This is a genomic window from Chryseobacterium polytrichastri (assembly GCF_900142445.1).
Lineage (GTDB): Bacteria > Bacteroidota > Bacteroidia > Flavobacteriales > Weeksellaceae > Chryseobacterium > Chryseobacterium polytrichastri.
Window position 1 is genome coordinate 64,677 of record NZ_FRAV01000005.1, and the last position, 13,379, is coordinate 78,055.

The window sequence follows — 13,379 nt, forward strand, 5'->3', positions numbered from 1 at the left end:
ACAAATATACGGAAATAAAAAAACCGCCCGGAGGCGGTTTTTAATATGAATGTTAAATAAATTAAAATTTTCTATAAACTAAGATTCCTTCATCATTTCCGGGTACATTATCTAAATTTTTACTATTATCATTAATTCGAAGTTCTGTATCAGAATATGAATTAACTTTTTTAGTTAGTGTTTTAGTAGCTCCGGATTCAATATAAGTTAGTATTAAAGTACTTAAATTATCATACTTCCAGTTCCCTTCAAATGAATCCAATGTATTACAATTACCCGAGTCTGAAAGACCATATCTTTCATATACTCCAGAGAAATCTGTATTGATTAATAACTGCCCCTTACTCTCACATTCGTTTAACATAATATCCTTACCTCTAAAAATATACTTATAAGGTTTCCAGTTCCCATTGATACTGGTGTTTTCTACAATAACATTAGGTTCATCAGTTGAGCATGAAACCATTCCCAATAAAAGGAAAATGACAATAATATACTTCATATAACATACTTTTCATTATCCAAACAAAATAGTTGTCGGATTATTATTAGCTAATTTAAAATTTATCCCAAAAGACTTTTGTTGACACTTTATCTCCACCAATCTTTGTAGCAGCAGCGTTTACGTTTGTAGCATTTAAAAGATACTCTTGGTCAGAATATCTCATTCTTACCGGTACTGCTTCAACAACAGAGTTAGTTGGATTCACAAACACAGGGAAATCTAATCTTCTAGTAAAATTCCAAGCTTGGAAACCTTTATTAAACATCGCAACCCATGATTGTTCTCCTAGAGATTTTTTCCAATTGGCAGCGTTATAAGGATTAGCAGCGATATAAGCTGTTGCACTTGTGCTGCTTACCCCATATTCTGTCATAGAGGCCATAATAGCATCCGCATACAAAGCAGGAGCGGTACCTCCAACATTAAATCCTCTCTGTGCTGCTTCAGCTCTTAAAAATAAAATCTCAGTGTAATCTAATAAATACCCCTGTGCATTTTCTCCTGTAATAGCACTGGTAAAATGAGAATAATTACTGAATGGGTTTTGTCTAGCATATACCCCTCCAATATAAGCACCTCCAACAGTTGTAAACCAGGCTGCTCTTCTTGGGTCAACAGTAGTATTCATAAAGTTTACCAAAACATCTGAAGGAACAAAATCATTTCTACCAGATTGTATTACATCCTGATAAACCGGATTTGAAAATTGTCCTGAAGGAAATGTATGTAATCCAAAATTATCTTCTGGTCCTGTAAATAACCCATTTGTAAATGCTGCTTCCGCATATGTTTTAGCTAATGCAGGCTCTACATCTGATAGAGTAACGGCCATTCTAAATTTTAAAGAATTCCCCATTTTTCTCCATTTAGTCATATCTCCTTTATAGATAAAATCATTTGAGTATCCTGTTGCAGTAGTATTGATCATTGCAAGAGCAGCATCAATTCTTTTGATCAGATCCAAATAAATTACTTTGGCATCATCATAAGGAATCTCTGCAGACCCTGGATTTTCCGGGGTAGCCTTTAATGCTCCAAAATAAGGAATATCTCCATAGGTATCAACTAAATTAGCCCAAGCATACACATTCACCAATTCTATCATGGCAAGGTTATTACTTTTTTGATCAGGAGTTCCTCCTTCTGTACCTAAAAATTTCTTTGCATCTCTTAGTGCCGATAAAACCCCAGGAGAATTAATTATAGCAGAAGAAGATGCCATCATATAATTATAATGATTTCTTGGAATGGGTCTTGAGGACATATTATATCTACTTTCACCAATATAAGTTGTCTGAGACCACTGTTGGGTAAAGAACCTAGAAATATTACGATTAACATTAGTTGTCATTAACTGATCAAGCAAAACCTGTTCTGCACTAGCGAAAAGCACACCAGAAGGAACTTCTGACGGATGTTTCGGATCTTCATTCAAAGATGTTATATCTCTTTCACAAGAGGTGAGCGTCAATACTAATGAAGCAAAACCTAGTATTAAAAATATTTTTTTCATTATTAATTTAGAATTTAAAAGTTATATCAATACCTATGTCACGCGTCGTTGGTAACGAACCTATAGACTGCCCCTTAGAAGCTAGGCCATTACCTTCTCCTGTTTCAGGATCTGCATATGGTAAATTTTTGTGAATAATCCAAAGGTTTCTTCCAACAAGAGAAATTTTAGCATCTCGAATAGAAGTATTTGCCAATAGAGATTTTGGTAAGTTATATCCTATACTTGCCTCTCTTAATTTTACATAAGAAGCATCATACACAAATCTCTTCTGAGGCATAACATTATATCCATCAACATTTCCACTTATCCCAGGATCACTTGTAGGGGTAGTATTGACGTTTCCATTAGGGTTAACTCCTGGATTAATTACACCACTTTCTCTATAATCAGCTGTTTCTCTATAAAGTCCCCCCTCTATTCCATATGCCATATCTGCAGAATATACACTTCCACCTTGCTTCACGTCAATAAGGAATGTGAAAGAGAAATCTTTGTAGCGAAAACTATTTCTAATCCCTCCAATCCAATCTGGTGTAATATTACCTATTACCTGATTATTATTTATTAAATAATTCCCCGTAGTTTCATCAACTACTTTTTGGCCATTCGCATCATATACAAAGTCCGATCCTACTAAAGCACCAAAAGCTTGACCAACACGAGCATTAAGAGATACTCCATTTTGATAAGTCGCCAATAGATAATTCTGAGAATTTCCGTTTAATGAAATTACCTTATTTTGATTCTTAGACCAGTTTACGTCAACATCCCATGTAAAATTACTCGTTTTAATAGGTGTACCATTTAACTGCACTTCAACTCCTGTATTATCAATCTGTCCTGCATTTACCAAGAAAGTTCTATACCCTGTAGAAGAAGAAACAGGAAGGTTAATAATTTGATCAAACGTTCTTGTCTTATATACTGCAACATCAAAACCTAATCTATTTTTTAAGAATTTAGCCTCCATACCAAATTCAGTTTCCTTAGATCTCTGAGGTTTTAAATTGGGATTAGCTAGGAAATAAGGCTGATTAAATAATCCTCCACCTCTAGCTTTAAATGTATTTTGTAGTCTGTAATTAGTTGTAGAAGAACCTACCTCTGCATAATTTCCTCTTATTTTCCAAAAGCTTAACCAAGACGGTTTCCATAATTCTGAAAGAATTACAGATCCAGTAGCTGAATAATAATCATAGGTGTTGTTCGCACTTGGAAGGTTCGAGCTTCTATCCACTCTATAAGTTCCATCAACATACAAGAAATTCTTATATCCAAAAGAAGCTGTTCCATATACACTTGAAGTAACAAATTTCGCATAAGTCTCATCAGGAGCAAGCATTGCACCTAAAGAATTAGACAATGCAAACAAGCCTGGTTTAGACAAACCTCCTTCTGTACTAGCATATACATTATCTATTAAATTTCTTCTAACATTTCCTCCAACAATACCACTCACATTCAGATCAGAAGTAATATCGAATTTATAATTAGCAATTAAATCAAAATTGGTTTCTGTATTCTTCACATTAGTTCTTGCATATCCTGAACCAACAGTTTGTCCAGATGCTCCAAAAACCTGAGGGATGGATCCGTTCATTAACCTTTCTTCAATAACCATTTGTAGATCATCGTAGGATACTTTACCGGTAATACCAAAGTTTTTAGAAATGTCATATTTTAACTGAGCATAAGAAAATGTTCTTGTTCTATTATCCGATTGATAGTTCTGATACCTTTGGAAATAAGGATTATTCCAGTATTGAGGTGTTCCATTTTCAGGTGAAGTTCTATTCCATGAGACATTACTATTTCCATTATTGGCATAAGCATCTCTTAATGCTAAAACATCTACATTGGTTTGCCACCACTGTCTAAATCCAGAAACAATATTATCGGAATATCCTGTTTCGTTTCTCCCTTTTGTATCTTGTAATGTCAGGGTAGAAAAAACCGATGCATGCAATTTATCTGTGAAATCATAATTAAACTTTGCAGATACCGTATTTTTTCTTAGTTCAGAATTTGGTAATAAACCATTAGAAAGCATATTGGTATAAGACAATGAAATATTAGATTTCTTATCACCTTTTTCAAGGCTAACGGTATTAACGTAGGTAGTTGGTGTCTCAAAAAACTTGACAGGTCCATTTTTAGCGGCTACCCAAGGAGTTGCTTTTCCATAATTTGGAGAAGACGGATCAAAAGAATCCCATTGATATACTAGCAAATTAGGGTCAAATTTAGGTCCATAAGAAGCATCATCTCCGAAGTTAGCATAGTTATATCCTCCAGGACCTGGATCTTCATTCCAAGACTGTCCTCCATATCCAGCCCCATATTTATTCTGATATTTTGGAAAAGTTGATTTATCTACGAAACCTGCAGTAATTCCAGAGGTAAGGGTAACTCCCCAGCTTCCATCATCTTTTCCTCTTCCGTTTTTAGTAACAATTAAGATAACCCCATCACTTCCTCTCTCACCATATAAAGCAGACGCTGCAGCTCCTTTAAGTACATTGATAGACTCTATATCCTCTTGGTTAATATCTGAAAGGAAGTTTCCATAATCAAATGGACCTCCAGTTGCTGTATTGTTATTAACGGGTGAACCATCAATTACAATTAGTGGGGACCCTCCGGATAAAGATTTATAACCTCTGATAAGTAAGTTGGAAGATCCACCGAAATTATTATTCGTATTCACCTGTAAACCAGCTACCTTACCAGAAAGAAGTGCCGCTACGTTACCTGTATTTGTGGTGCCGCCAGTTAATTCTGCAGCTTTAACTTCTTCCGAAGCATATCCAAGAGACTTTTTTTCTCTTTTAATACCCAGTGCAGTTACTACCACACCTTCGATGTCCTGTGTTCTTACGGTATCTTTCTTCTTTTGCTGAGCATTCGCTACAGCTAGGGATGACGATATTACTAAGACAAGCACACCTGCTGTTAGTTTCTTCATATCAAATTATTTTTGTACCCTACAAATTTGTAAAACTTTATTAAGAACACAAAGAAAAATGTTAATAAATTATAAACTATTCAAATATTACCAATAAAAACACAATTAAAAATATTAAATAATGTTAAAAAATAAAATATTAACAAAAATACAGCATTTAAATATCACTTTTATTTGAAATATGGCAACAATAATTATTATAGGTTTTATCTATATAAACACAATGAAAAAACACAATTTATAACTGGCTAACAACATGTTATGAATTAAATATAAAATTTAAAATATATTTAATTAAAATTATCAATGCGATGCATATAATTTTTTTTTCTAAAAAAACACTTAAACCTTACTAGCTTACTACATAAAAAATATAACTCGCGGTAATAATATAGATCTCATAAAGCTTATTTTTTTAATTTTACATCTTAAATTTTTACAAAGAAATTATTTTCATGGATTTAATAAAAAGCTGGTCAAACTCTTATATCGAAGCAGGATGTGATGAAGTAGGAAGAGGGTGTTTATGTGGGCCGGTAGTAGCAGCCGCTGTCATTTTAGATGATAATTTTAAGCAAAATTTAGTTAATGATTCTAAAAAGTTAAATTTCAAAACTAGGATGGAGCTTGACAGCTATATTAAAGACAATGTTAAAAATTATGCTATTGCAGAATTATCACCAGAATTTATAGATCAACACAATATACTGAATGCAAGCATTCACGCAATGCACAGAGCATTAGACCAGTTAACAATAAGACCAGAGCTTATTTTGGTAGACGGAAACAAGTTTCATCCCTACAATTACATTCCTCATCAATGTATTATAAAAGGAGATTCAAAAGTGTTATCCATTGCGGCGGCATCTATTTTAGCAAAAAATTATAGAGACAGATTGATGATTGAGCTGCATGAAGAATACCCTGAATATGGATGGAATACCAACTTTGGATACGCTACTAAGAAACATCAGGAAGCCCTCATAAAGCATGGTCCCACAAAGCACCATAGACAATCTTTCAGACTTAAGTACGATTAAAGGGTTATTGCATAAGAGACGGAAAGATTCAAGTTAGCCCTTGGTTTTAAATTTGTCTATCCTACAAAACCCCATCATTAATCTATTAAAAACACAGTATTATATTACAAATTTTAAATATTTTTCAATAAATCAAAACAAAACATTTGAAATAGATATTTTTATTTATATTTGAATCATAAAGATTCTATAGTTTTTCTGAATTTTCAAGAAATCTAAAGAATAATCTTAACCACCAAAAAATAAAAATATGAAAAACATTGCAAAATTTACAAATGTTAAGTTAATTAACAGAAATCAGTTAAAGCAAATTATGGGTGGGCGAATCTGTGCTTGTGGCACACCTTGTCCAGACATGAATCAACCACCTCCAAAACCTTGTAATTAAAAATATTTTAATTACAAGAAAAAAGAGAAGCAATAATTGCTTCTCTTTTTGTTATAATAAATTGTTGTTATTATTTCTTTTTATTTTTCTGTTGCTCTACTGCGCTTTGTTGTTGCTGAGCTTTATCCATCATTTCTCGCATTTTCTTTTGGAACTTACCTTCTGTTTTTGGTTTTTCCTTATTAGCCTGAATCTGTGCATGAATTTTCTTTTCATCCAAGATTACATATTTAATGACTAAAATAATTAAGATGTTAATCGCATTCGAAATAAAATAATACCAAGAAAGACCAGACGCCGAAGTATTCAAGAAGAATAAAAATGTAACAGGGAAAATATACATTAACACTTTCATGTTAGGCATACCTTCTTGTTGTGGCTGTTGCATATTTCCTGAAGTCATTACGGTATAAATTAAAATTACAACCGTACACGCTAAAGCAAATACACTTAAATGATCTCCTAAGAAAGGAATTTTAAATGGCAATTTAATTAAATCATCATAAGCCGTTAAATCTTTTGCAAACCAGAATCCTTGTCCTCTTAAATCAATAAAGTTCGGGAAGAAACGGAATAGGGCATAGAAAATCGGAATCTGTACCAATGCCGGTAAACATCCCGCCATCTGATTCACTCCAGCTTTTCGATAAATTTCCATCGTAGCCTGCTGCTTTTTCATAGGATCTGCATCCTTGAACTTCGCATTTGCTTCATCAATCTCAGGACGAATCACTTTCATCATCGCACTCAGCTTATGCTGCTTATACATGATTGGTGATAGAATTAACTTCACAATGATTGTCAATATAAAAATTACCCAACCAGATGCAATTCCCCAAGATGCAATCAAGTTATACATTGGCATAAAGAATCCACGATTCATCCAACCTATAAACGACCATCCTAATGGTAAAATCTCGTCAAAGTTTTTATCATATGATTTTAACAACGGTAAATCTAAAGGCAAGAAGTACCACGTAAAGTCTTGGTTCAATTCACTTCCAGTCATTTGAACAAAACCTTCATAGTTTAGTTTCTTCAAATACTCTCCTTCTTCAATTGATTCCTGATTTCCTTTACTGTGTGTAAATCCGTTTTTAGCTTCAATTACTGAAGAGAAGAACTGTTGTTTTACACCAATCCAGTTAAGGGTTTCTTTTTCTTCCTCCATCGTCGTTCTTCCGTCATAATCATAGTCTTTATAATTATTGAACGCATAAGAAAATTCTGAGTGAGACTGTTCCTGAGCTCTACCTTTTTCTAAGTTTCTTACACTGTAATCCCAGATAAAATCTGCTTTAGTATCAGAAGTAACCTTAGCAAGACCTTGAGATCTTACTTTGAAGTCTACCGTGTATTTATCTAATAAGGTATAAATGAACTGGATAACAGCTCCGTTATAGTTAGCCGTCAACGTAACAGCATTCCCATTAACTGTTGGAGAGAAAACTAAATCTTTAGTATTGATTACCTTACCTGTTTTATCTTTAAACTGGAAACCGTAGTTTGAGTTGTTTTTAGTAATCAGATAAAGAGGAAGATCAGCTCTGTCACTTTTGCGATCGTAAGCTTTGTATTTTAAAAGTTCTACTTTAGAAACTTGCCCTCCTAAACTTGAAAATTCCAATTTCAATTCATTGTTTGCCAAATTTGCAGTCTGAATTGCATTAGGAGTTACATTTGGATTGATATTGCTTGCCTGAGTTTGTTTTACAGCATTTTTAACTTGTTCAGTTTTTTGTTGCTGAGCCTTTACCTCTTCCTCTTTCGATTGTTTGTTTTGGAAATAAAACATAAAACCGAAGAGTACCAAACATAAAACCGCAAAACTAATCATTTGACTTTTATCGAGTCCGTTGTTCTGTTGCATTCTATTTTAATTAAATTTTTTACCTATTTAAACTTTTCATAAAATCTTAACCACAAAAGGCACAAAAGTTTCGCTTAACACTTAAGTTAGTTTAAAGATCACGTTAATCCTTATTAAAAGAAAACTTAAGTTTTTTGAAAATCTTTGATTTTCCTCTTATGTGAACTTTTTATTTTCAAAACATTAAACTTAAAATACTTATGTATTTCTTAGCTCAACGCTTTTGTTTCTTTTGTGGTTATAAATTTTAAACCCATACGTAAAGTGTATATACACTATACATAATTCGAGTCGACAAAAATACTGTTTTTTTATCAAAACTCTATCTTTTACTCTGTTACTATATAATAAACTCAAGCTGATAATAATCAACCTGAGTTTATATATGACGTTTGTAATTAAACAATTACCTTATTTCTGTTCGCAAGCCTTAATAAAAGCTTTGAATAAAGGATGCGGTGTTGTAACCGTACTCTTGTATTCCGGGTGATACTGTACCCCAACATAGAACGGGTGATCTGGCATCTCAAGAGCTTCAACCAATCCTGTTTCTGGGTTTGTACCTGTGGCTAAGAAACCATTCTTTTCGAATTCCTGAAGATAATCACTGTTGAATTCATAACGGTGACGGTGTCTTTCAGAAATATTTTTAGCTCCGTAAATATCATATAACTTAGAAGCATTTTTCAATGAACATTTCCAAGCTCCAAGACGCATTGTTCCTCCTTTATCTACTACATTTTTCTGCTCTTCCATGATTGAAATTACAGGATCAGGTGTAGAAGTATCAAATTCCATTGAGTTCGCTTTTGAATGTCCAAGAACGTTTCTCGCAAATTCAATCGTCATGATCTGCATTCCCAAACAAATTCCCAACATCGGAACTTTATTTTCTCTTGCATATTGAGCTGTAAGAACTTTACCTTCAATTCCTCTGTCACCAAAACCTGGGGCAACAAGAATTCCATCAACACCATTTAAAGTTTCTTTAATATTTTCAGCTGTAATATCTCCACTGTATACCCATCTCACTTTCACTTCAGTTTCAAGACTTGCTCCTGCATGTTTGAAAGCTTCTGCAATAGAAATATAAGAATCCTGCAGAGAAATATATTTTCCTACTAAAGCAATTTCTACCGTTCTTTTAGGATTTTTGAATTTCTTCAGGAAAGTTTTCCAGTCTTTAAGATCAGCTTCTTTATCATTTTTAAGATCTAATTCTTTTAAAACGACATCATCAAAATTTTGTTTTTGAAGGTACATTGGAACTTCATAGATCGTTTCCAAATCTTTACATTCAATCACATTATCTAAAGAAACATTACAGAATTGAGCCAACTTCGCTCTCTGATCTTTTGGAATATTGTGTTCTGTTCTACACACTAAAACATCCGCCATAATTCCACTTTCCATTAATTGACGAACAGAATGCTGAGATGGCTTAGTTTTTAATTCTCCACTTGAAGCCAAATAAGGCAATAAAGTTAAGTGAATCACCATAGAGTTTTTCTCTCCCAACTCCCACTTCAACTGACGAACAGTTTCAATGTATGGTAAAGATTCAATATCTCCCACAGTTCCACCGATCTCCGTAATAATGATATCGTAGTTCTGCTTAGATAAAATTTTAATTCTACGCTTAATTTCGTTTGTGATATGAGGAATTACCTGCACTGTTTTTCCAAGGAAATCTCCTTTTCTTTCTTTATCAATTACAGTTTGGTAAATTTTTCCTGTCGTAACGTTGTTATTTTGAGAAGTTGGAGCGTCCAAATAACGCTCATAGTGACCTAAATCCAGATCCGTCTCCGCACCATCTTCGGTTACATAGCATTCTCCATGCTCATAAGGATTCAGTGTTCCTGGGTCGATGTTGATATAAGGATCTAGTTTTTGGATCGTTACATTAAAGCCGCGTGATTTTAGTAGAAGTCCCAGAGAAGCAGAAACGATTCCCTTTCCCAAAGATGAAGTTACACCTCCTGTCACAAAGATGTACTTTGTATTCTTTTTACTCATTAGATTAGGTTTGTGCAAAGTTAGGGGAAAAAGAAACGCAAACCAATTTTTTACCTTTATGAAATTGTAAAACCTGCCTCTATCATTTATAAATACTGATAAAAAAAATATCTATATTTGATCTCACCAAACACAAAAAGCCATAACCATAATGATTTCGGTATATAAATTAAAACCAAAATTCCAGCAGCTGCTCACTCCTATTCTATTATTCTTACATAAAAAGAAAATTACAGCCAATCAAATTACGATCAGTTCCATTTTATTATCTGTGATTATTGGAATCTTATTTTGGAATGCCGATGTTTCCAAATGGTTTTTCCTGAGCTTACCCATCGGATTATTGATAAGAATGGCATTGAATGCGCTGGACGGAATGATGGCAAGAAAATTTAATCAAACGAGTAAGTTAGGCGAAGTCTTAAATGAAGTCGGCGATATTGTTTCAGATGTGATTATTTTTTTTCCGTTATTAAAATTTCAGCCGGAGAGTTTATATTTAATTATCATCTTCATTATTTTAAGCATCATTAATGAGTTTGCAGGATTAATTGGGAAAGCAATAGGAAAAGAACGCCGCTACGATGGACCCATGGGGAAAAGTGACCGTGCTTTGATCTTGGGACTGTATGGATTGATCATAATTTTTGGAGTTAATATTTCAAATTATTCTCAATATATATTTGGACTCATTATTTTATTACTTTTGATCAGTACGTATACCCGACTTAAAAAATCCCTCCATGAAGCCTGAAGAAAATAAATTTGCAGATGTTCCTTTACGCGTAAAAACATGGATTTACATTATCTTAGTTTTTGCTATCGGAATTTCACATCCTTTGGCGATGAAGGTCTTTATTTCATGGATCAGTTTTCAATGCTTTTTTGAATTTTTGAGAATGTTCAACGTGAATACAAACAAAATTATTCTTTCAATTTTTATTGGAATTTCACAATTCTTTTTATTGTATTTTTTGAATATTGAGAATTATTTTCTTTATAGTTTAGGCGTATCAATTATTGTATTATTATATTTTTCAATCTTAAAATCATCCCGAAAGCAGGTATTGGAAATCCTAACAGCTTTACTAATTTGCCTTTTTGCTTTTCCCCATTTAGTTTTTATCAGAGAAAATACTTCAGGAATATATGCTATTATTTTTGTTGTCGTTGTGACAGAACTCAATGATGTTTTTCAATATCTAATGGGTAAATTTTTCGGAAAACATAAAATAGTTCCGAAGATCAGTCCTAATAAAACCTTGGAAGGCTTTCTAGGAGGTGTATTTTTGACGATTATATTAAGTAATATTTTAGGTTTCTTTTTATTGAATTCTAATATTCTCACCAATACAATTTTAGGTTTCATATTGGGAATTTCAGGATTCTTTGGAGATGTTTTTATGTCTTATTTAAAAAGAAAAAATGATATAAAAGACACCGGCAATCTACTTCCCGGACATGGCGGTTTATTAGACCGAATGGACAGTTTAATTTTCAATGCCCCAATTTTTTTCTGGATGCTTTCGTTTCTTTTAAATCTATAAAAAATGAGCGAAAAATTTAAAAGAGCATTATTATTTTCAGGAGGCGGAACACGATTAATGATTTACCTCGGGATGTTTGCGGCATTGGAAGAATCAGGTATGAAGCCCGACGTTCTTATCGCTTCATGTGGCGGTGCTTTTGCAGCAACCGTCATCAATGCTTTTCCTGATAATCTTTCCCGAAAGAAATATTTACAATCAGAAGAATATTTTCAGTTTGTATCTCAAACAGCATTAACAAAACATAAAAAACTCTCTGAAATTGGACTTTTCTCTTTAAAAAAACTATTTAATAAAAGGAACGCACCTTATATTGAAGATGTCTTTAATCGATACTTGGTTGAAATGAATCAGGATTTATCAGAAGACTTCCCCTCGTTGAAAAATGCTTCTTTTTCTCAGGAAATTCCGACTTTAATTATTGGTTCAGAGCTCAATTTTAATCCAACAGAAATTGGACAAAAACGAATTCATCGAAAATTATATCAAAAAACAATTTTTACAGATCCTGAAACAGCGAAGAAAATAATTCCGCAGCACATCATCATTACTTCTGAAAATTTAAAACAGAGTGCCGTTGAAGAAATCCCCAACATAAGAACAGATGTTTCTTTATTAACAAGCACTAGAATTTCTGTTTCCGATATGTTCTATGTTGCTCCCGCTTCATTTCAGGGGAAATATTTTGCAGGGGGTGCTATTGATCTCATTCCAATTGAATTGGCAAAGCATCTTGCAGAAGAAGTTATTATTGAAAAAAAACAATCTTATACTCCCGTTGAAGAAGCTTTTGTTCGCGCCGTTTTAGGATACAGCGGAAATAAAAGGCTGGAAGAAATTGGAAATCAGTCACCCGATTTTCAAATTGACACAAATAATATTAAGCAAAAACTGGAAGGACATTATATCAAAAAAAGTATCAATTGGAGAAAAGTTGAGATTACACTTTCTTTGCCTACAAGTCATCAACAGTTTGTAAAAGATATGGAAATGCAGTGGCAATATGGCTTTGATCAGACGATGAAAAGTATAAAAATATAATTTCAAAACAGATAAGTTTTGGATAAATCCTGCATTCAACAACCATGTCAAGGTTTTGAACCTTGACATGGTTCTAAAATACTAATATGTTAATCTTTTGCCTCTTTTGTGGTTGAAATAAGAATTTAATAAAATTATTAATTATTTTAAGTTTTGGCTAAAGCCTATTCTTTTTCTTTTTTTTTTATTTGAACGGGTTAAAACCCGTTTCTATTGATAAGGACTCTATACTTATTTGAAAATTTACTGCAAAAGCAACAAAAGCTATTTGGATAACTAATCATTATTTAATTTTAGAAAACAAAAGTTCTTGAAAGATTAAAAATCAAAGATTTTTCAAAACTTATGTGCTCTTATTTACACTTTAATGATAAACTTAAAATACTAATGTGCTAATCTTTTGCCTCTTTTGCGGTTAAAATAAAAAAGGTATAAAAGGAATTTCACCCTTTTCATTATTAAATAAAAATCTATTTTTACCTAAAATT

9 protein-coding genes are annotated in these 13,379 nt (G+C 32.9%); 4 read left to right on the forward strand and 5 right to left on the reverse strand.

Features of this window, described 5'->3' with window-relative positions; translation table 11 throughout:
• Positions 1 to 61: 61 nt before the first annotated feature.
• Genes BUB80_RS04270 through BUB80_RS04280 form a run of 3 tightly spaced genes read right to left on the reverse strand, consistent with a single transcriptional unit; the run spans position 62 to position 4,986 of the window.
• Positions 62 to 502, reverse strand: a complete 441-nt coding sequence (locus BUB80_RS04270) for a lipocalin-like domain-containing protein (protein ID WP_073291261.1) — start codon at positions 500 to 502, stop codon at positions 62 to 64.
• 55 nt (positions 503 to 557) lie between these two features.
• A complete protein-coding gene (locus BUB80_RS04275; RefSeq protein ID WP_073291262.1) occupies positions 558 to 2,018 on the reverse strand; it encodes a SusD/RagB family nutrient-binding outer membrane lipoprotein in 1,461 nt (486 codons plus the stop codon).
• A 7-nt stretch (positions 2,019 to 2,025) separates the two neighbouring features.
• Positions 2,026 to 4,986, reverse strand: coding sequence for a SusC/RagA family TonB-linked outer membrane protein (locus BUB80_RS04280; RefSeq protein ID WP_073291263.1), 2,961 nt, complete (start codon positions 4,984 to 4,986; stop codon positions 2,026 to 2,028).
• Between the two features lie 455 nt (positions 4,987 to 5,441).
• Here BUB80_RS04280 and BUB80_RS04285 point away from each other — a divergent pair, with 455 nt between their 5' ends.
• Positions 5,442 to 6,026 carry a ribonuclease HII gene (locus tag BUB80_RS04285; RefSeq protein ID WP_073291265.1) on the forward strand — a complete coding sequence of 195 codons (585 nt, stop codon included), beginning with the start codon at positions 5,442 to 5,444 and terminating at the stop codon, positions 6,024 to 6,026.
• Positions 6,027 to 6,484: 458 nt separating this feature from the next.
• On the opposite strand, the gene yidC is transcribed toward BUB80_RS04285, so the two are convergent.
• Positions 6,485 to 8,284, reverse strand: a complete 1,800-nt coding sequence (gene yidC / locus BUB80_RS04295) for a membrane protein insertase YidC (RefSeq protein ID WP_073291268.1) — start codon at positions 8,282 to 8,284, stop codon at positions 6,485 to 6,487.
• A gap of 411 nt (positions 8,285 to 8,695) precedes the next feature.
• Entirely contained in the window at positions 8,696 to 10,303 is a 1,608-nt protein-coding gene (locus tag BUB80_RS04300) for a CTP synthase (RefSeq protein ID WP_073291270.1), read from the reverse strand.
• Positions 10,304 to 10,454: 151 nt separating this feature from the next.
• Between BUB80_RS04300 and BUB80_RS04305 the strand changes: the two genes are divergently transcribed.
• Genes BUB80_RS04305 through BUB80_RS04315 form a run of 3 tightly spaced genes read left to right on the forward strand, consistent with a single transcriptional unit; the run spans position 10,455 to position 12,891 of the window.
• The gene (locus BUB80_RS04305) at positions 10,455 to 11,057 is read left to right on the forward strand and encodes a CDP-alcohol phosphatidyltransferase family protein (RefSeq protein ID WP_073291272.1); all 603 of its coding nucleotides are present in this window, start codon (positions 10,455 to 10,457) and stop codon (positions 11,055 to 11,057) included.
• A complete protein-coding gene (locus BUB80_RS04310) occupies positions 11,047 to 11,850 on the forward strand; it encodes a phosphatidate cytidylyltransferase (protein WP_073291273.1) in 804 nt (267 codons plus the stop codon). Before BUB80_RS04305 ends, BUB80_RS04310 begins: the two co-directional genes overlap by 11 nt.
• A 3-nt stretch (positions 11,851 to 11,853) precedes the next feature.
• Positions 11,854 to 12,891 carry a patatin-like phospholipase family protein gene (locus BUB80_RS04315; RefSeq protein WP_073291275.1) on the forward strand — a complete coding sequence of 346 codons (1,038 nt, stop codon included), beginning with the start codon at positions 11,854 to 11,856 and terminating at the stop codon, positions 12,889 to 12,891.
• Positions 12,892 to 13,379: the final 488 nt, after the last annotated feature.